An 18,829-nucleotide genomic window follows, 5' to 3' on the forward strand; every position below is an offset into this window, starting at 1 on the left:
ACGGGATGCCGTCACTCTGCGGCTTGCGGCGCGGCCTGGCCGATGGCGGTGCACAGCTCGGTGACGACGTTCTCGACCAGGCGCGCGTCATCGCCTTCGGCCATGACGCGAATCAGCGGCTCGGTTCCCGATTTGCGCACCACGATGCGTCCGCCGGCCAGCCGTGCCTCGGCGAGGCCGAGCGCGTTCTTGATTGACGCTGTGTCGAGAACCAGCCCGGCATTGACGCCAGGCGCGAGCCGCACGTTGCGCAGAAGCTGGGGCACCGGCCGGAAACGCTGGCACACCTCGGATACCGGCCGCCTATCCTGCTTGACCGCCGCCAGAACCTGCAGCGCTGCCAGCAGACCATCACCGGTGGTTGCGACGTCGGTCATGATGAGGTGACCCGACTGCTCGCCGCCCAGATTGAAGCCGGCCTCGCGCATGCGCTCCAGCACATAGCGGTCGCCCACGGCGGTCCGTTCCAGGGTCAGGCCGCGCGACTGCAGATGCCGCTCCAATCCCAGGTTCGACATCAGCGTTGCCACGACGCCGCCGCCCTTGAGCCGCCCATCATGGGACCAGACATCGGCGATGGTGGCCATGATCTGATCGCCGTCGATGATCTCGCCGCGTTCGCTCACCAGCACCAGGCGATCGGCGTCACCATCAAGCGCGATGCCGACATCGGCGCCCCGTTCGCGGACGGTCTCGGCAAGCACGCCGGGATGCGTCGAGCCGCAGTCGTGATTGATGTTGAAGCCGTCCGGGTCGATGCCCAACGGGATCACTTTGGCGCCGAGCTCCATCAGCACGCGCGGCGCCACCTTGTAGGCGGCCCCATTGGCGCAATCGATCGCCACAGTCAGGTCTTCGAGGGTGAGACCGCGCGACAGACTGGCCTTGACGGCCTCGATATAGCGGCCGCCGGCATCCTCGATACGCCGGGCCCGGCCAAGGGCGCGGCTTTCAGCTCGCCTGTTGCCGAGGTCGTCCGCCATCAGCGCCTCGATCTCGGCCTCGATGCGGTCGGAGAGCTTGAAGCCGTCCGGGCCAAAGAATTTGACGCCGTTGTCCTGGAACGGATTGTGGGACGCCGAGATCATGACACCGATGTCGGCACGCATCGAGCGAGTCAGGTAGCCGACGGCTGGCGTTGGTACGGGGCCTAGCAACAGGACGTCCATGCCAATCGACAGGAAGCCCGCGGTCAGCGCCTGTTCGAGCATGTAGCCGGAGAGTCGCGTGTCCTTGCCGATAACGACTCGATGGCGATGATCGCCGCGTACGAAGCGTGCGCCGGCGGCCATGCCCAGGCGCAACGCCGTGTCGGCGGTCATCGGCTCGACGTTCGCGCGTCCACGCACACCGTCAGTCCCAAACAATTGTCTTTTCATGTCAATATCTTAGCATGCGGTCTCATGTTTTGCCACAGACCGTGGACTGGTCCATTGCGGATCCGGACGGGGCTTCCCATCATAGCAATGGCTTGCGGCAAAGACTGTGTGCGCGTAGATGATGCACCTAAAAGCAACCATCTTTGGCTGCCAACAATCGGTGCGGAACCGTCGCCGCATCTGGACACAGGGGGTGGCGAGACGGCGCCGAGCGGCAGGAAGCAGCGTGCGCTTACTATCCACCAGACTCGTTGGTTCGTTTGCCATGGCGATGGCGCTGTTGATTGCAGCCGTGCCGGGTGACGTATTCGCTCAGCAAGACCCCAGCCTGCCGTCCGCCGGGCCGTCACCGACATCGGACACGGTAAAGGAGGGCGACGCGCCGGCGCCATCGGCCGGGCCGTCCCAAGGCAGTGACGCTGATCACGGGCGTCTGCGGCTGCGGATGCAGACGGCGTTCAACCCCGGCATATCGGTGCTGGGCGAGGCGGCCCGCCAGTTCGTCACCGCCGTGAAGGCGATGTCCGCCGGCACGGTGTCGGTGAAACTGCTGGAAGCGGGCGCCAAGGCACCCACGTCCGAATTGCTGGAAGCCGTGCTGCGCGGCGACGTCGATGCCGCCTTCACCTCGCCGTCCTATGCCGCCACGAAAGTGCCGGCGCTGCAGGTCTTCGCCTCGCTGCCGTTCGGCCCGACACCGGAAGAGTATGTCGCCTGGATGATCGGCGGTGAGGGCGGCCGCTTTCATCGCGAGCTGTACGAGAAGCTGGGCGTGCATGCGGTCATGTGCGGTGTGGCCGGTTCTGAAGCCGGAGGCTGGTTTCGAAACGAGATGCGGTCGGTCGCCGATCTCAAGGGCCTGCGGGTGCGTTATGCCGGGCTGGCCGGCGAGGTCCTGGCGCGGTTCGGGGCAGAGATCGTGACGCTGTCGCCGGGCGAGGTGTTCTACAAGTTGCAGCAGGGCAAGATCGACGCGGCGGAATTCTCCATGCCGTCGGTCGACCGGGCGCTGGGGTTCGACAAGCTGTCGTTGATCTACTACTTCCCCGGCTGGCATCAGCCGGCGTCGCTGGTCGACTTCTACATGCGCAAGGACAAATGGGACGAGCTGCCGCCTGAGCGTCGGGCGCTGATCGAGACGGCATGCAGGGCCAATGTCACATGGATGCTGGCGCGTGCGCCAGTCGAACAGGCCCGCGCCATGGAGTATTTCCGCAAGCAGGGTGTCACGATCCGGGTGTGGCCGGCTTCGGTGATGGAGGCTTTTCGAGAGACGTCGTCGGACGTGCTGCGCGAGCAGGCCGAAAAAGACCCGGAGTTCCGCCTGGTGCTGGACGATTTGCGCCAGTTCCTGGATGGCCCGCGCGCCTGGAAGCGGTTGGTCCGGCCGTAGCACCAGGTGCAGCGGCCGCCTGGGAAAAACGGTTGGGCATCAACCGATTGCCGTCGGCAGATGGCAAGTTAGATGCACATAAGTGATAGTTGACGGCATTGCCATCTTCAGGCCGCTGGGAGATGATCGACAGCTTGGTTTGCCATGGCTTGACCGTATCAGGCGCCACGGCGGGCCACGTACGCAAGGATTGCGGAGTCCAACGTCCGCGACAGGCAAGCGGTGCCTGGGCTCTGCTTCCCACTTCATGGGAGGAGAAGGCCCATGTTCGTGTCTGATATCCTGGGGCATAAAGGCAGTCGTGTGATCGCGGTCACGCCGGACGAGACGCTGGCATCCGCCATTGCGACATTGTCAGCGCGGCGTATTGGTGCGGTGCTGGTTCTCGATGCGGACAAGAAACTTGTCGGCATCCTCTCTGAACGCGACATTCTGCATGCGGTGGCACGACGGGCCGCCGAGGCCCTGACATTGCGTGTCGGCGAGGCGATGACGACGCCCGTAGTGACCTGCGATCCTGACGACACGGTCGAACACGTCATGGAACTGATGACCAACGGCCGGTTCCGTCACTTGCCGGTCGTCCGGCGTGGCGATCTGCTCGGCGTCGTGTCCATCGGTGACGTCGTCAAGTGGCGACTGGACGAAACGCGGCAAGAGGCCGAAGTCCTGCGCCAATATATTGCGACATAAGATTAACTCGGGCGATCGGCGGCGAACACCGCCGCGCACGCCTCGGCGCGTTCAGAATATGAGTGAGCGCGCCCTATGTTCGTGCGCTATGCAATTAGTGTTTCGCCGGATTCACTTTCTGCCTTTATAATCAGGCGGTTGACGTTGATGATCGGGCCTGGGAAAAGGCGCGATATGCTGCAGTCTGGCGTGAACTGTGTGTCAATTGACTGATATAAAACAGTATCTTATAAGGCTTTGTGAATGTATGACTTTAGCTTTGTGGCGTAGGGGTTTGTAACCTTATCTCGTGGGAAGGGTGATGTTACGGATATACCTTCTGGGCGGCTGTCGGGTGACCCTGTCAGATGGGTCCGACGGAACGCCGCGGGCGAAGAAGACCCGGGCCGTACTCGCTTTTCTGGCGTTGACCCCGGATGCGTCGGCAACGCGCGAGCGGGTTGCCGGCCTGGTGTGGAGCGATCGCCTGGAGGAGCAGGCACGCGGTTCGCTGCGCCAGGCCATTACTGAATTGCGCGCCCTGTTTCGCGATGCCGATGCCGGCGCGCTGCACATTGACCGCGACGTGATGCGGGTGAATCTCGACCAGGTGTGGATCGATGCCCGCGAGGTCGAGCGCATGGCCGACGGGCCGCTGGAGGAAAAGCGCAAGATTCCCGAGCTGTACCGAGGCGACCTGTTGGCGGATTTGTCGGCCATCGGTGGTGCGTTTCAGGATTGGTTGTATGGCGAGCGCGCCTGGCGGCGCGAGCAGGCCTTCGGCGGCATGGCCGCGGCGATGCGCGAGCTGATCGCGCTGCGCGACCTGACCGCAGCCGAATCGATTGCACGTCACATGCTGGCGCTGGAGCCCTCGCATGAGGAGGCTCATCGCGGGTTGATGGAGGCCTTTGCCCGTAGCGGCGACAAGGCGGCGGCTTTGCGCCAGTTTCAGGTCTGTGTCGACGCGCTCAAGCGCACCCTGGACGCCAAGCCCGGGCAGCCGACGATCCAGCTGTACGAGCGCATCCGCGCCGACCGGCTCGACGCACCGATGCCCGAGCTGGCTGCGGCGGCCGCGCTCCCGACAGCTGCGCCATCCCCGGCGACAGCCGTGACCGCCGCCAGGGCGGCGCCGGCTTCGGCCCAGGAAGGGCAGATCGAAACCCTGCCGGTGGCGGTCCTGCCGTTTCGCAACGTCGGCGGCGACCCCGAGCAGGAATACCTCGGTGAAGGCTTCGCCGAGGACATCGTCGATGGCCTCTCTCGCTTCAAGTGGCTGTCCGTCATCACCGGCGGGTCGACAAGCGTTTTCCGCGGACAGGAGGCCGACCCTCGCGAAGTCGGGCGCCGGTTGGGTGTGCGATATGCCATCGAGGGCACGGTACGCCGTCAGGGCAGCGTCATTCGAATCGGCGTGCGACTGGTCGATTGCGAGGATGCCCGGGCGCTGTGGACCGATCAGCGCACGGTGGAGTTCGCGCGTCTGTTCGACGTGCAGGAAGAGGTCGTCCGCGGGGTCGTCGGGCAGCTCAATCCCAAAATCCTTCAGGCGGAAATCGATCGGGTTCGGCGCCGACCGCCGGACAACGCCAACGCCTACGACTGCCTCCTGCGGGCAGTGCCGCTCATCTACCAAGCCTCTCCCACGGCTTTCCGGACGGCAGGCGAGTTCCTCGAGCGGGCCCTGCGCCTGGATCCCGAGTACGGCCACGCCCATGCATGGATGTCGTTCTGGCATCTGATGGGGGTGGGGCAGGGATGGCTGGCCGACCGCGACAAGAGCGGCGAGGCCGCCGAGCGACACGCCCAGGCGGCGATCGAACAAAACCCGGACGACCCCATGGGGCTCTCGTTCGCCGGCCACGTGGAAGCCTTCCTGCGCCACAACTATGATCTGGCCGAGCACTTCCACCAGCGCTCGTTATCGGTGAATCCGAACTTCGGCTGGGGGTGGGCGCTGAGCGCGCTGGTCGCGTGCTACCGGGGCCGCCCGCAAGATGCGCTCGAGCGCATGGAACGATATCGGACGCTCTCGCCGTTCGACGGCTTCCGTTATTTCTGGGAAACGGTCACGGTCATTTCGTTGACGCTGTCGGGGCGATACCAGGACGCGGTGACCGCGGCGCAGCCGATCCTGCGTGAACATCCCAATTTTACAGCCGTTTACGTGCCCGTCATTGTCAGCATGGCTTATCTCGGCCGGCCGGACGATGCACGTAATCTCGTGAAACAGCTTCTGGCGCTACAGCCAGGTTTTTCCATCAAAGTATACGTGTCGACATCGCCCCTGGAACGCTCCGAGGATCGTGATCGCTATGCGGTCGGCCTTCGCATGGCCGGTCTTCCGGAGCAGTGACAGAAGGGTTCTGTGCAAGCGTCTTTCTGTTTTTCGCATTCCGATCGCGTCTAATTCACGGTCCTTTCGTTATGGAGGACACATTCTACTCACGTACCGCATCGGGGTTGATGCGGATCGGTCTTTTGGGCGGGTCGCCCCGGTTTGCCAGTCGCAACCGGTCGCTCACTGACTGAACGGTTTCTGAGGAGGATGCAGTAATGGTTAAGATCGGTATGATGTCGCCTGCGTTCGGTAAGGCGAAGAAGGTCAAGCTGGGCATGATGTCGCCGGCTTTCGGCAAGGCGAAGGTCAAGCTGGGCATGATGTCGCCCGCGTTCGGCAAGGCGAAGGTCAAGCTGGGCATGATGGCGCCGGCTTTCGGCAAGTCCAAGGTCAAGCTTGGCATGATGGCGCCGACTTTCTAGTCGGCAACTTCAATCATCCAGTCTATTGAAGGCGGGTGCGGCCGGGTTGTCGCACTCGCTTTTCAGCGTTGCTGTTTCTGATCAAGATCTTCTTAGATCCGATTTGCCTCGGTCGCGACTGAGCGATACGTGTCGGCGGACGCCGCGTCGTTCGTGGCTTGGCCGCCAAATCCGAATACGCCAGCGTCGGTAGAGTCATGAGCAAGACGGCAAAATCGGAAATCCCCAAGCCTCTGATCACGTTCTACCGGATGCTGCCGGATGCCCGGCCGCCACTGCGTGCCGATCAGGCGGCCGGTGGAACCTATCCGACGCGCGCCTTCCGCTATTGCGAGCCGATGCGTACGGCATCAGCGTTCGGCTGGTACTTGTTTCCACCCATGGACTTCCAGGTCCTGTGGGACGGTCGGGAGACTTTCTGGAGTCACGAGGGCGCGGAAGGGCAGTGGCTGCCGCTGGGACAGAGCCACTATCCGGACTTCGATACGTACTTTGATGAGCGTGCGCCCGAAGACTGCAAGGGCTTCGCGTTACCCTTCCTGGGCGCGCCGAATGAGCCGGGGCTGCTCCAGATCTGGAGCGGCTATGTCGCCCGCTCGGCGCCGGGATGGAGCGTGTTGGCGCGGCCGCTCGCCAATTTTCCGCGTCCCTCCGGATACGAGGCTTACGAAGGCATCATCGAGACCGATCGCTGGTTCGGCCCGATCTTCACGAACGTGCGGCTGACGCGCACTGGCGTACCGATCCACATCCGCAGCGAGGTGCCGCTGCTGCAAGTGCAGCCATTCCCTCGCTGGCTCTATGCCGACGGCGTGTCAGAGAATTTCGATCTCGTTGAAAGTCTCGAAGACTTCAAGAACGAAGACTGGGACCATTTCCGCGCCACCATCGTCAATCCGATGAACGACGAAAATCGCCCGCGCGGCGAGTACGCCGTGAAAGCCCGCAAGCGACGCAAGCAGGAAGACGAATAATCGGACGGTGAAGAGAAGCGACGGGGCATCGCTATCTCGCTCGCGGTTTTTTCGTAAGTCATTGAATAAATTAATAAAAGAGGCATATCCGAAGTGCGGATTCGGGCAGCCAGGCGTTGCCGTCGGCTGCAAGGTTGAGGCGTCGCCTTTTCCGACATCGTTGCCGTTCGAATCCGATGCCGTAGTGATGGCGGGCGGCGAACATGCGCCGCTGGAGTGGCGCTGGCCCAGCGTTTATGGTGCGCCCCGCACACGGACCGACCGAAGAGAGGAAGACAATGGCTGGCAACAAGAAGAAAAAGGGCACGGGAGCCAAGGCCCGGAAGCTGCATCCCAATCCGACGCTGGACAAATCGAAGCTGCCGAGCCGCTACACGACGGTCGGCCCGGAGCGCGCGCCGCATCGCTCGTACCTCTACGCGATGGGGCTGAACGAACAGCAGATCAGCCAGCCGCTGGTCGGTGTCGCGACATGCTGGAACGAGGCGGCGCCCTGCAACATCGCGCTCAATCGCCAGGCCCAGGCCGTGAAGAAGGGTGTCGACGCTGCCGGCGGCACGCCGCGCGAGTTCACGACGATCACGGTGACCGATGGCATCGCCATGGGCCATCAAGGCATGAAGTCGTCGCTGGCCAGCCGCGACCTGATCGCCGATTCCGTCGAGCTGACCATGCGCGGCCATTGCTACGATGCGATGGTGACCCTGGCCGGTTGCGACAAGTCGCTGCCCGGCATGATGATGGCGATGCTGCGGCTCAACGTGCCGTCCGTATTCATGTACGGCGGCTCGATCCTGCCCGGCAAGTTCCGCGACCGCGACGTGACCGTGGTCGACGTTTTCGAAGGCGTCGGCATGCATGCGGCCGGCAAGTTCAGCGACGCCGATCTGCATGAGCTGGAATGCGCCGCCTGTCCGTCGGCGGGATCATGCGGTGGCCAGTTCACGGCCAACACCATGGCCTGCGTCTCCGAGGCCATCGGGTTGGCGCTGCCGGGTTCGGCCGGCGCGCCGGCGCCCTACGAGACGCGCGACGAATACGCCACGGCCTCGGGCGAGGCGGCGATGAACCTGCTGCGGCTGGGCATTCGGCCGCGCGACATCGCCACCCGCGAGGCATTCGAGAATGCCGCCGTCGTCGTTGCGGCGACCGGCGGTTCGACCAACGCGGCCTTGCACCTGCCGGCGATGGCGCACGAGTGCGGCATCAAGTTCGACCTGCACGACGTGGCGCGCATCTTCAAGAAGACGCCGTACATCGCCGACCTGAAGCCTGGCGGCAAGTACGTGGCATTGGACATGTTCCGCATCGGCGGCATCCCGGTGGTGATCAAGGAGCTGCTCGACAATGGCCTGCTGCACGGCGACTGCCTCACCGTGACCGGCAAGACCCTGGCCGAGAACCACCAGGGCGTGACGTTCCCCGAGGACCAGGACGTCGTCTATCGCGTGAAGAACTGCATCACGCCGACCGGTGGTGTCGTCGGCCTGAAGGGCAACCTGGCGCCCGACGGCGCCATCGTGAAGGTCGCCGGCATGAAGAAGCTCGTCTTCCGCGGTCCGGCGCGCTGCTTCGACAGCGAGGAGGCGGCGTTCGATGCCGTGGTGAAGGGCAAGTTCAAGAAGGGCGAGGTGCTTGTCATTCGCTATGAGGGACCCAAGGGTGGCCCCGGCATGCGCGAGATGCTGTCGACCACGGCCGCGTTGTACGGCCAGGGCGTCGGCGAGGACGTGGCGCTGATCACCGACGGCCGCTTCTCCGGCGGCACGCGCGGGTTCTGCATCGGCCACATCGGGCCGGAAGCCGCGGTCGGCGGGCCGATCGGCCTGCTCAAGAGCGGCGATATCATCCGCATCGATGCCGTCAAGGGGCGTCTCGACGTGGAGCTCTCCGATAAGGAGCTGAAGGCGCGGGCCAAGAAGTGGAAGCCGCGCAAGAACGGCTACACGGCGGGCGCGCTGTGGAAGTACGCCCAGCTTGTCGGCCCCGCTGTCGATGGCGCCGTGACGCATCCTGGCGGCAAGAAGGAAAGCCACGTCTTCGCCGACATCTGAGCGATGACGGTCATCCCGTGCCCAGCACGGGATGACCGAGCGCCGCTTGGTTGACCATGCCGCTGGCACCGGTCTACCGTTTCTGCATCGATACAACCCGCGCAGACGGGTGATCGGGGCAGGAAAGGTCTGATGATGCGGCGGGTGATGGCATTCCTCGCGGCAGCCGGCATGGCTGTCACGCTTGCGGCGGGCCATGCGTGGGGCCAGCTGACGGTCTATCCCAACAAGCCGATCCGGCTCGTCTCGCCTTTCAATCCGGGCGGTGCGATCGATGTGCTGAACCGGCTGATCGCCGAACGTCTGTCGGCGCGGCTGGGCCAGCAGGTGATCGTCGACGCCCGGCCGGGCGCCAACACCATCATCGGTACCGAGATCGTCGCGCGCGCGCCGGCCGATGGCTACACGTTCCTGATCACCACCAACTCGACGCACACCAACAATCCGGCGCTCTACAAGAGCCTGCCCTACGACCCTGTGAAGGACTTCACGGCCGTCTCGCTGGTGTCGCTGGGCAGCGTGCTGTTCGTCGTGGCCAAGGATGCGCCCTACAACGACATCAACGGTTTTATCGCCTGGGCGAAGGCGCTGGGCCGTCCGGTGAGCTACGGCAGCTGGGGTATCGGGTCGTCCGGCCATCTCTACGGCACGCTGCTCGAGAAGACGGTGCCCGGTCGGCTGAGCCATGTGCCCTACAAGGGCGAGGTGCCGGCCATCGGCGACGTCCACGGCGGCAATCTGGACAGCACCTTCTGCAGCCCGGTCGGCGCCAAGGCACAGATTGCCGCCGGGCGCATCAAGCCGCTGGCCATGACCGGCGCGCAACGGTCGGCGGCGATGCCGGAATTGGCGACCTTCAAGGAGCAGGGGATCGACGGACTCGACCTGACCCTGTTTGTTGCCGCCTACGTGCCGGCGGGCACGCCGCCGGACATCGTGGCGCGACTGCAGCGTGAGATCAAAGCGGTGATTGCCGAACCCGAGGTGCGCCAGAAGATGCTGGACCAGGGACAGACACCGGTCGGTTCGACTTCGGAGGAACTCCAGGCGGTGCTCGCGCGTGAGTCGCCCAAATGGGCCGAACTGATCCGGCTGTCGGGTGCGAAGGTGGAGTGACGGAGAGGGAGCGGACGATGGACGGACGGCAGACTTCGGCGCGGCCCGCCGGCGACGGCAGCGCCTATCACCTGAAGGCGCCGACCTATAATGCGCGCCTGACGGAAGTGGGTCGCGGTACGCCAATGGGCGAGCTGCTGCGGCGGTACTGGCATCCGATCGGTCTGGTGAAAGACGCGGCAGCGACGCCGCGGCCCGTCAAGGTGCTGGGTGAGGAGCTGATCCTGTTTCGCGACGGTGCCGGCCGGCCGGGCCTGGTCTATCCGCGCTGCTGCCATCGCGGCACCACGCTCTACTACGGCAAGATCGAGGACCGTGGCATCCGCTGCTGTTATCACGGCTGGCTGTTCGACGTTGAAGGCCGTTGCCTGGAGCAGCCCTGCGAGCCTGATGGCGGCCGCCAGCGTGATCGTGTGCGCCAGCCCTGGTATCCGGTGCAGGAGCGCTACGGCCTGGTCTTCGCCTATATGGGCCCGCCGGAGCGGCGACCTGTGCTGCCGCGCTACGACTGCCTCGAGGTGCTGGAGGACGGCGAGTTCGTCGAAGCCGATGATTCCAGCATCGGTACCGGTGGCGTCGTGATTGCGGCTTGCAACTGGCTGCAGCATTTCGAGAACGTGGTCGATCCCTACCATGTGCCGATCCTGCACGGCTCGTTCAGCGGCGCGCAGTTCGTCGAGCAGATGGCGGCGATGCCGAAGGTGAAGTTCGAATATGGCCCGCGCGGCGTGAAGAGTACCCAGCTGCGCGGCCTGCTGGAGGGCGGCACCTTTCGGCGCATCACCGAAGCCGTGCTGCCGACGTTACGCATCGTGCCCAACCCACAGGTTGGCCGCTACGGCATGGTCGAGTCGATCGGTTGGACCCTGCCGATCGACGACACGCACTACCGCATCTACGCCGCCGGCCGGGTGCGCGAGGCGGGCGCGCTCGGCAAGATGAAGTCGCGCTACAACGGCAAGACCTGGGACGAGCTGACGCCGGAGGAGCACCAGCGCTTTCCGGGTGACGTCGAAGCGCAGACCGGGCAGGGGCCGATCACGTTCCATTCCGAGGAGCACCTCGTCTCCAGCGATCAGGGCGTCTCCATGCTGCGCATCCTGTTCCAGAAGCAGCTCGAGGTCATTGCCGCCGGCGGCGATCCCGTGGGTGTCGCCTTCGATGAAAAGGACGCCTACGTAAAGTTCGACGCCGGCCAGTATCTCGAGTGATCGGCGCCAGCAGGCTCTATCCTGCCAGCCCGATGCGGACACGGCGGTTGTGGCGGCCCTTGTTGTCGATCTTGAGGATGCGGATCGGTGGTGACTCGCCGGTGGCATTGAGATGGGTGCCGCCGCAGGCCTGTCGATCCAGCCCGACGATCTCGACGATGCGGATCGTGCCGTCCGACGTCGGTGGCGGTGCGACGGAGCGGCTGCGGATCAGGCCGTGCTGGGCCTGCGCCTCTTCGAGCGGGACATGGCTGAAATTGAGTGCGAGGTTCTGTGCAATCAGGTCGTTGATCGGGCCTTCCAACGCGCGGATGCGATCATTGTCGGCGCCGGGAACGTCGAAATCCATGCGTGCCGTACCGTCGTCGTACATCTGCACGCCGGTCACCAGTGCGCCGTCGAACGCCTGATAGACCAGGGCATTGAGGATGTGCGTGTCGGTGTGCAACTGGCGCATCATGCGCCGGAACGCCGGATCGACCGATGCCTCGACGGCGCCGGCGATCTCAACGGCGCTGTCCAGCACATGCCAGACCTGGCCATCGACGGACTCGAAGCCGCTGACGGCAACGGCGCCGCCATCCCAGCGCAGCGTGCCGCGATCCGCCGGCTGGCCGCCGCCGCCGGTGTAGAAGGGTGATTGCGCGAGCACCACGCGGCCGGGCCGGGCGTCGAGCACCGTGGTTTCGAGCGTCAGCGTCTCGGGGTGGTCGTGACAGAACAAATGGGCAGCCATCGCTTCGCGAGCCCTCAAGAATCGCCAGGGATGGCCGAGGGTTACGCCGCGACGTCCGACGGGTATTGGCGAAAATTGAAGGCCGCGCGGGCGAACTGCAGGGGCGTGATGCCGTAGCAGCGCTTGAAGTGCTTGTTGAGCGCGCTCTGGTCGTAGAAGCCGCACAGGGCCGCGACTTCGGCTGGCGGCACCCCATGCCGTAGCTGCCGACAGGCGGCGCTCAGCCGGATCTGCGTCAGGTAGGCGTGCGGCGTCAGGCCGACGGTGCGCTTGAACAGGCCGATCAGCTGGAAAGCCGTCAGGCCGGCCACGTGCGCGAGGTCTTCGAGATGAATTGTCTCGGCATGCCGCGCCTGCATGAGGTCGATGGCGTTGCGCATCGCGACCTGGTCGCGCGGCGCCCGTTCGATGCGGCCGCCGCCGCTGCCGTGGCGCTGGAACAGGCAGCCGAAGGAGTCGATCAGCAGCTCCTGCTCGCGCAGGACATCGCGCCCGTCCTCGATCGCACGGTGCATGGCCAGGAAACCCGCGATCAGGTCGGCGTCGCCGAACATGTTGCGGGTGAAGTAGGGCACCGCATCGATGCCCAGGCCATGGGCAACGGTGTCGATGGCGGACTGTGTCAGATAGAGCGACCGGTAGCGCCAGCGATGGCTCCAGCCCATCCAGCCGGCATGCGGTTCCTCGGGATTGAAGACGAACAGCGTCGAGGGGTGCGCTTCCTCGATCTGGCCGCGGCTCTTGATCACCGAGCCACCGGTCTCGGTCACGGCGACGACGAAGGCCTCGTGTGAATGGGGCGGATATTCGTGTGTCGTGAAATCGGCGCGCAGCAGGCTGAGCCCGGGGACGTGTCGATCCCACCAGTAGCGCGTGATGTTCCTCGGGTCGGTACGGGCCATCCGGCGTCGATATGAGCAGCAGGCGCCGATATGTCAATCCGTGCCCCGGCCGGGTCTTGGGCGGTTACCAGACGGATGACGCACTGAGTTCGGCCAGTACGGCCCTTGCGTCAGCCATATCCGGCCCGTCGACGTTACCGGCGACACGGGCGCATAGCGCCGTCAGCAGCTGACGGGCCGTTGTCGGGTTGCCGCGGGCGTGCCAGACGCGAGCCAGACCCGTGCCGGCGCGAAGCGCATGCAGGGCCGCGTCGGCCTGTCGCGCAACGTCAAGCGCCGCCTCCATGTGCGCGTCGACCTGTGCCGGCGCGGCGTTTTCCAATGCGAGCAACTGAGCCCACAGGCGAGGCCGTTCGGCTGCGTAGTAGCGCTCGCCATGGACGTCGATGTGGTCCCGCATGGCCTCCAGATGCAGCCGTGCCTTGTCCGCCTGACCGACGGCGAGGTAGCTCTCCGCCAGGTTGGCCAGCATCCGGCTGGTGTGCGTGCGGGCGCCGGTGGCGCGCAACGTACGCAATCCCTCTTCCTGCAAGCCGATCCCGGCCGCCCGGTCGCCGTGTTGAAATGTTGCCCAGCCCTTGATCTCCAGTCCGAAGGCGAGCCATTGCGGCAACTCATGCTCGTGCGCCAAGGCGAGAGCTTCGCTGGCGGATTCGTCGGCACGGCGTGTGTCGCGCTGGAAAAGGTAGGCAAGCCCGCTCGACACCAGGGCGAAGGCCAGGCTATGGGCATTGCGGCGCTCTCGGGCGTGTTCGATCGCCGCATCGGCCAGTCGTGTCGCCTCGTCGAGACGGCCCATGAGGGCCTGGACCCAGGCCGCGAATGCCCGACAGATCATTCCCGGATGCTCGCCGAAGTCAGCGAAGAGATCGTCAGGCACGCTATCTGCCATCGCAGCCCCCCGCGTCAACGTTTCGGCTGCTTCGCGCAAATGTCCTGCGAGCTTGAGCGAGGTGCCGAGCGCACGGTGGGCGAGGGCGAGCCGGACGGGATCGCCGGTGGCGACGGCGATGTCCATCAGCGCGCGTGCATGTTCCAACGTCTGCGGTACCGGATGGCGCATCAGGCAGACGTTCCACACCATGCGGCTGGCGGCGAATTTGCTGGATCCATCCGCCAGGTGGTCCGACAACGCTTTCGCCGCCAGGGCGCAAGCCTCGACCTCGGCGGAGCCATAACCGTGCACGGCGCGAAGCGGGACGCAGAGCGCCAGATGCAAGCCTGCTTCAAGAGTGTCGCGTGATGGATCTTTCGGCAGGGTGGCGATCAGATCCAAGGCGTGCCTGAAGTGAGCCACGGCTTCACGCGCAGCGCCGCGATTGCCGGCGAACCGGCCTGCCTTGCGCAGATGGGTAACGGCTCGGGAGGTGTCCCGCGCCCGTTCGAAATGCATGGCCAGTTCGCCGGCAATTTCGTCGGCCCGCCCGGCATAGGCCTGTTCGAGGCGATCGCCGATGCGTCCGTGCAGCGCGGCACACTGACCCGCCGGCAGGCGGCCGTAGAGCGTTTGCCGATAGAGCGCATGACGGAACGTGAAGCGGCTGGCAACGGTCCCATCCGGCCACGCTTCCGTTCCGGCGGCGTCGATGAGCTGATGACGCTGCGCGATATCCCGGCACAACGTTTCGGCATCTTCCGCAGCAATACAGGCGCCGGCAGCGGCCGCGGCCGCGGAGAACGTCCCGCCGACGACACAGGCGGCTTCCAGCAGGTGCGACGCGGCGGGATGCAGCCGGCCGATCTGGCGACCGATGAGACGCTGCAGGTTGTCGGGGATGCCCAGTGGTGCCGATCCGATGTCGGCCTCACGAACGATCCATGTGCCGTTGCCTTTCACGAGCAGGCCCTGACTGACAAGGTCGTCGACGATGCCGACCATGAACAGCGGCGTGCCTTCCGTGTGCTGATGAACGCGGCGTGCCAGACGCGACATCGGCCCGGCATCGTCCTCGGTCGGCGTGAATCGGACCTGGCAGTAGTCCGTGACGGCGGCCTCGGTGAGCGGTGGCAGGGCGATTTCCAGGCAGTTGTGGCGGCGGCGCAGTTCATCGTGCATGCCCTGCAGCGGGTGGCCGGTGATCAACGACTCGACCGGCCGATATGTCCCGATCAGCAGGACGCAGGCGTGTTCGGGTCGACGCGCAAACCAGGCCAGCCAATCGATCGTTGAGTGGTCGGCCCAGTGCAGGTCTTCCAGCCAGAGCACTATCGTTGCGTGGTGCGAGACGGCTTCGAGAGCGTCGGTCAGCTCGCGCAGCATGCGCTCCTGGGTTACGCCCGCGGTGCGGTGGCGCAATGCCCGGTTCTGCTCGGGTCCAAGCAGTGACGGCATCTGGGCAAGCCAGCTGGGTGCATGTCGATCCAGAGCAGCGATGAACTGATCACCGGAGGGACCGCGGCAGGATCGTGTGAGGGCATCCATCAACGGAAGATACGGTTCGGTTGCCCCATGGTGATCAGCCGACTGGCCCCAGGTCACGTGGATGTCGGCGGACAGCGCCGCAGGCGATACGAAGGCTCGCACCAGCGATGTCTTGCCGATCCCCGGCTCACCCGTCACGAACACGACTTGCCGCTCTCCCGTCGCGGCGCGGCCAAGGCACGCTTGCAACGCGCGGAGCTCATCGTCGCGACCGACGACGATGGCAGACGCGGCGGGCGACTTGGTCTGTTGGGCTCGCGCCTCGGTGACAGTCCCAGGCTTTTCGATGAACCGATAGCCGCGCCGATGCCGTGTTTCGATGTACCGGGGATGTCGGGCGTTATCCCCGAGTGCCTTGCGCAACTCCAGGATGCAAGTTACCAGCGCCGCATCGCCAACCGTCGTCTCGGGCCACACGCCGGCGAACAGCTCGTCCTTGGTCATCACCTGTCCGGCATGCTCGGCCAGGAAACACAGGAGCGAGAGTGCCTTGGGCGTCAGCCGGATCTCCCGGCTGCCGAGCCGTAGTCCACCACGTGGATCGAGCCGGTAGCGGCCGAATGTAACAGCCTGGCGCAACATGAATTTCCCTGAGCCGAAGGTACCACAAGGCGCCTATGGAAATCCCGTGTTCCGCTTATGACTTGCCGCGGTGCTGCATGCTGTCATCGGCGCTTCGCGATGAACCGAACCGGGAAGCCTAGATGATCGTGCAGAAACATGTCCGCCGGATGGCCGTTGCCGCCGCCATCCTGACCGTTATCGCAACGCCGGCGCGATCCGACATGGTCTCGGTGTGGAATGCCAAGGCCGAAGCGATTGCCATCGAGAAGCGGCTGCTGCCGCCGCCGAATGCGCGCGGCATGGCGCTGCTGCACGTCGCCATGTTCGAGGCGGTCAATGCCGTCGACCAGCGCTACACACCCTACAAGGTCAAGCTTGCCGCTGACCGGGGCGTTTCAAAGGAAGCCGCCGCCGCGGCGGCGGCGCATGCCGTACTCACCGCTCTTCATCCCGAGCAATCGCCGGGCTTGGACGCGGTGCTGAAAGCCTCGCTGACAAGCGTTCCCGACGACGACGCGAAGTCTAAGGGAATCGAACTGGGCAAGCGGGCGGCCGCCGAGATTCTGTCGTTGCGCCAAAATGATGGAGCCGACGTTCCCGAGGCCTATCGGCCTGCCACGACTGTCGGAGTCTATGTTCCGACAACCGTACCCGTGAGCTCGACTTACGGTGGGGTCAAGCCGTGGGTGATGGAAAAGGGATCGCAGTTCCGTCCGCCGCCGCCGCCGGCCCTGACGTCACGGACATGGGCGGACGATCTCAACGAGATCAGGGACCTGGGGCGCCGCGACAGTACGAAACGAACGCCGGAACAAACCGCCATCGCCCGCTTCTGGTTCGTCACCGGACCGCAGGCCTGGAACCCGATCGTCAGGCAGCTGGTCGCCGTCAAGAAGATGGACCTCGTCGACAGCGCGCGCCTGTTTGCGCTCGTCGCCATCGCCAGCGACGATGCGTTCATCGCCGTATTCGATGCCAAGTATCACTATAATTTCTGGCGCCCGATCACCGCGATCCGCAATGCCGATCTGACCGGCAACAAGGCCACGCCGCGCGACGCATCGTGGCTGCCACTGGGCGACACGCCGATGCACCCTGAATATCCCTGCGCGCATTGCATTACGTCCGGCGCCGCGGCGGTCGTGTTGATGAGTGTGCTGGGCAACGACATTCCGGAAGTGTCGATGACCAGTCCGACGGCGCCGGGAGTCACGCGCACGTGGACGCGGCTGCAGGACTATGCCGACGAGGTGGCGGCGGCGCGGATCTATGCCGGCTTCCACTACCGCTTCTCGAACAAGATTGCCCTGGGCATGGGGCGCAAGATCGGCGAACTCACGGTCTCCACGCGGATGCGTAGCGCGGCCATCCCGGCAGCATCGCAGCGATAGCGGTGCCGGCGACGGCCTGGTGATGGTCAAATTTTGACCAATACCACCGACGCAGCCTGTCCCCATGATCGCCCGTCCTTGCGGGAGGGTGAAGGTGCTGACAGAGCGGCAGAGGATGATCCGGGACACCGCCCGGCAATTCGCGCAGCGTGAACTGGCGCCCGGCGCCGCCGGGCGCGATCGCGAGGGACAGTTTCCCGCCGATGCATTCGCCCGGATGGGCGGGCTTGGCCTGATGGGCATGATGGTGCCGGAGGAATTCGGCGGTGCCGGTACGGACAGCACGTCCTACTATCTGGCGTTGATGGAGATCGCCGCGGCGGACGGCGCTGCCTCGACGGCGTTCCAGGTCCACAACTCGCTCGCCTGCATGCCGATCCTCAGGTTCGGTACGGCCGAACAGAAGGAACGGTTCCTGCGGCCCATGGCGACGGGCCAGTACTTGGGCGCCTTCTGTCTGACCGAACCGGAAGCCGGCTCGGACGCGGCGGCGATCAAGACGCGGGCGCGGCGCGCCGGCAACAAGTTCGTGCTGAACGGCGTGAAGCAGTTCATCACGTCGGGTCGTAGCGCCGATGTCGCTGTCGTTTTTGCGGTCACCGACCCGACGGCCGGCAAGAAAGGTATATCGGCCTTCGTCGTGCCGACGAAGACTCCGGGCTACAGCGTGGCACGGGTCGAGCACACGATGGGTCAGCGCTCGACCGATCACTGCCAGATCGTCTTCGACGACTGTGAGGTGACGCCCGACCAGATGCTGGGCGAGGAGGGACAGGGGTTGTCGATCGCACTCGCCAATCTCGAAGGCGGTCGCGTCGGCGTGGCGGCGCAATCGGTCGGCATGGCGCGCGCCGCCTACGAAGCGGCGCTGGCCTATGCCAAGGATCGTCGCACCTTCGGCAAGCCGATCATCGAGCATCAAGCCGTTTCCTTCCGGCTGGCCGACATGGCGACGGCATTGCATGCCGCCGAGCTGATGGTGCTGCGCGCGGCGGCGCTGCGTGACGCCGGGCAGCCGTGCCTGAAGGAAGCCTCCATGGCCAAGCTGTTCGCTTCGGAAGCGGCCGAGAAGGTTTGCTCTGCCGCTATCCAGATCCACGGCGGCTACGGCTATCTCAGCGACTTTCCGGTCGAGCGCATCTACCGCGACGTGCGCGTGTGCTCGATCTATGAGGGCACGTCCGACATTCAACGCCTGGTCATCGGCCGGCAACTGGCAGCCGATGCGGGTTTCCACGGAGTGAACTGA

The 18,829-nt window shown here is 65.1% G+C and carries 14 protein-coding genes; 10 read left to right on the forward strand and 4 right to left on the reverse strand.

Annotated features, from left to right (window positions below):
• Positions 1–11: 11 nt before the first annotated feature.
• Positions 12–1,379, reverse strand: coding sequence for a phosphoglucosamine mutase (gene glmM / locus FQU96_RS10620; protein ID WP_146540934.1), 1,368 nt, complete (start codon positions 1,377–1,379; stop codon positions 12–14).
• Between the two features lie 265 nt (positions 1,380–1,644).
• Here glmM and FQU96_RS10625 point away from each other — a divergent pair, with 265 nt between their 5' ends.
• The 8 genes from FQU96_RS10625 (at position 1,645) to FQU96_RS10660 (ending at position 11,565) form a co-directional block, all read left to right on the forward strand.
• Positions 1,645–2,772 (forward strand): TRAP transporter substrate-binding protein, encoded by a 1,128-nt coding sequence (locus FQU96_RS10625; protein ID WP_178130438.1) that lies wholly within the window; start codon positions 1,645–1,647, stop codon positions 2,770–2,772.
• A gap of 264 nt (positions 2,773–3,036) precedes the next feature.
• Positions 3,037–3,465, forward strand: a complete 429-nt coding sequence (locus FQU96_RS10630) for a CBS domain-containing protein (RefSeq protein WP_146540939.1) — start codon at positions 3,037–3,039, stop codon at positions 3,463–3,465.
• A 574-nt stretch (positions 3,466–4,039) separates the two neighbouring features.
• Positions 4,040–5,803, forward strand: a complete 1,764-nt coding sequence (locus FQU96_RS10635; RefSeq protein WP_178130439.1) for a BTAD domain-containing putative transcriptional regulator — start codon at positions 4,040–4,042, stop codon at positions 5,801–5,803.
• A gap of 200 nt (positions 5,804–6,003) precedes the next feature.
• Positions 6,004–6,210: a hypothetical protein gene (locus FQU96_RS10640; RefSeq protein WP_146540943.1), complete on the forward strand. Its 207-nt coding sequence runs from the start codon at positions 6,004–6,006 to the stop codon at positions 6,208–6,210.
• A 197-nt stretch (positions 6,211–6,407) separates the two neighbouring features.
• Positions 6,408–7,184 carry a DUF6065 family protein gene (locus tag FQU96_RS10645; RefSeq protein WP_146540945.1) on the forward strand — a complete coding sequence of 259 codons (777 nt, stop codon included), beginning with the start codon at positions 6,408–6,410 and terminating at the stop codon, positions 7,182–7,184.
• 278 nt (positions 7,185–7,462) lie between these two features.
• Positions 7,463–9,238 carry a dihydroxy-acid dehydratase gene (gene ilvD, locus FQU96_RS10650; protein ID WP_146540947.1) on the forward strand — a complete coding sequence of 592 codons (1,776 nt, stop codon included), beginning with the start codon at positions 7,463–7,465 and terminating at the stop codon, positions 9,236–9,238.
• Between the two features lie 132 nt (positions 9,239–9,370).
• Complete coding sequence (locus tag FQU96_RS10655) at positions 9,371–10,354, forward strand: tripartite tricarboxylate transporter substrate binding protein (RefSeq protein ID WP_146540949.1); 984 nt, start codon at positions 9,371–9,373, stop codon at positions 10,352–10,354.
• Positions 10,355–10,371: 17 nt separating this feature from the next.
• Entirely contained in the window at positions 10,372–11,565 is a 1,194-nt protein-coding gene (locus FQU96_RS10660; protein WP_146540951.1) for an aromatic ring-hydroxylating dioxygenase subunit alpha, read from the forward strand.
• Positions 11,566–11,581: 16 nt separating this feature from the next.
• Here the strand turns inward: FQU96_RS10660 and FQU96_RS10665 are convergent, their stop codons facing one another.
• From FQU96_RS10665 to FQU96_RS10675, 3 genes are all read right to left on the reverse strand, one after another.
• A complete protein-coding gene (locus FQU96_RS10665) occupies positions 11,582–12,301 on the reverse strand; it encodes an alanyl-tRNA editing protein (RefSeq protein WP_146540953.1) in 720 nt (239 codons plus the stop codon).
• Between the two features lie 41 nt (positions 12,302–12,342).
• Positions 12,343–13,203 carry an AraC family transcriptional regulator gene (locus FQU96_RS10670; protein ID WP_146540955.1) on the reverse strand — a complete coding sequence of 287 codons (861 nt, stop codon included), beginning with the start codon at positions 13,201–13,203 and terminating at the stop codon, positions 12,343–12,345.
• 64 nt (positions 13,204–13,267) lie between these two features.
• Entirely contained in the window at positions 13,268–16,207 is a 2,940-nt protein-coding gene (locus tag FQU96_RS10675) for an AAA family ATPase (protein WP_146540957.1), read from the reverse strand.
• Between the two features lie 122 nt (positions 16,208–16,329).
• On the opposite strand from FQU96_RS10675, the gene FQU96_RS10680 reads away from it, so the two are divergent.
• The gene (locus FQU96_RS10680) at positions 16,330–17,580 is read left to right on the forward strand and encodes a vanadium-dependent haloperoxidase (RefSeq protein WP_146540959.1); all 1,251 of its coding nucleotides are present in this window, start codon (positions 16,330–16,332) and stop codon (positions 17,578–17,580) included.
• Between the two features lie 64 nt (positions 17,581–17,644).
• Positions 17,645–18,829 (forward strand): acyl-CoA dehydrogenase family protein, encoded by a 1,185-nt coding sequence (locus FQU96_RS10685; RefSeq protein WP_178130440.1) that lies wholly within the window; start codon positions 17,645–17,647, stop codon positions 18,827–18,829.

This window comes from Reyranella sp. CPCC 100927 (genome assembly GCF_007859315.1).
Lineage (GTDB): Bacteria > Pseudomonadota > Alphaproteobacteria > Reyranellales > Reyranellaceae > Vineibacter.

What these genes read in the sequence shown, in the direction of transcription:
- glmM (WP_146540934.1), bottom strand. Translation starts at nt 1,379, where the DNA reads ATGAAAAGACAATTGTTTGGGACTGACGGTGTGCGTGGACGCGCGAAC.
- FQU96_RS10625 (WP_178130438.1), top strand. Translation starts at nt 1,645, where the DNA reads ATGGCGATGGCGCTGTTGATTGCAGCCGTGCCGGGTGACGTATTCGCT.
- FQU96_RS10630 (WP_146540939.1), top strand. Translation starts at nt 3,037, where the DNA reads ATGTTCGTGTCTGATATCCTGGGGCATAAAGGCAGTCGTGTGATCGCG.
- FQU96_RS10640 (WP_146540943.1), top strand. Translation starts at nt 6,004, where the DNA reads ATGGTTAAGATCGGTATGATGTCGCCTGCGTTCGGTAAGGCGAAGAAG.
- FQU96_RS10645 (WP_146540945.1), top strand. Translation starts at nt 6,408, where the DNA reads ATGAGCAAGACGGCAAAATCGGAAATCCCCAAGCCTCTGATCACGTTC.
- ilvD (WP_146540947.1), top strand. Translation starts at nt 7,463, where the DNA reads ATGGCTGGCAACAAGAAGAAAAAGGGCACGGGAGCCAAGGCCCGGAAG.
- FQU96_RS10655 (WP_146540949.1), top strand. Translation starts at nt 9,371, where the DNA reads ATGATGCGGCGGGTGATGGCATTCCTCGCGGCAGCCGGCATGGCTGTC.
- FQU96_RS10660 (WP_146540951.1), top strand. Translation starts at nt 10,372, where the DNA reads ATGGACGGACGGCAGACTTCGGCGCGGCCCGCCGGCGACGGCAGCGCC.
- FQU96_RS10665 (WP_146540953.1), bottom strand. Translation starts at nt 12,301, where the DNA reads ATGGCTGCCCATTTGTTCTGTCACGACCACCCCGAGACGCTGACGCTC.
- FQU96_RS10670 (WP_146540955.1), bottom strand. Translation starts at nt 13,203, where the DNA reads ATGGCCCGTACCGACCCGAGGAACATCACGCGCTACTGGTGGGATCGA.
- FQU96_RS10675 (WP_146540957.1), bottom strand. Translation starts at nt 16,207, where the DNA reads ATGTTGCGCCAGGCTGTTACATTCGGCCGCTACCGGCTCGATCCACGT.
- FQU96_RS10680 (WP_146540959.1), top strand. Translation starts at nt 16,330, where the DNA reads ATGATCGTGCAGAAACATGTCCGCCGGATGGCCGTTGCCGCCGCCATC.
- FQU96_RS10685 (WP_178130440.1), top strand. Translation starts at nt 17,645, where the DNA reads ATGATCGCCCGTCCTTGCGGGAGGGTGAAGGTGCTGACAGAGCGGCAG.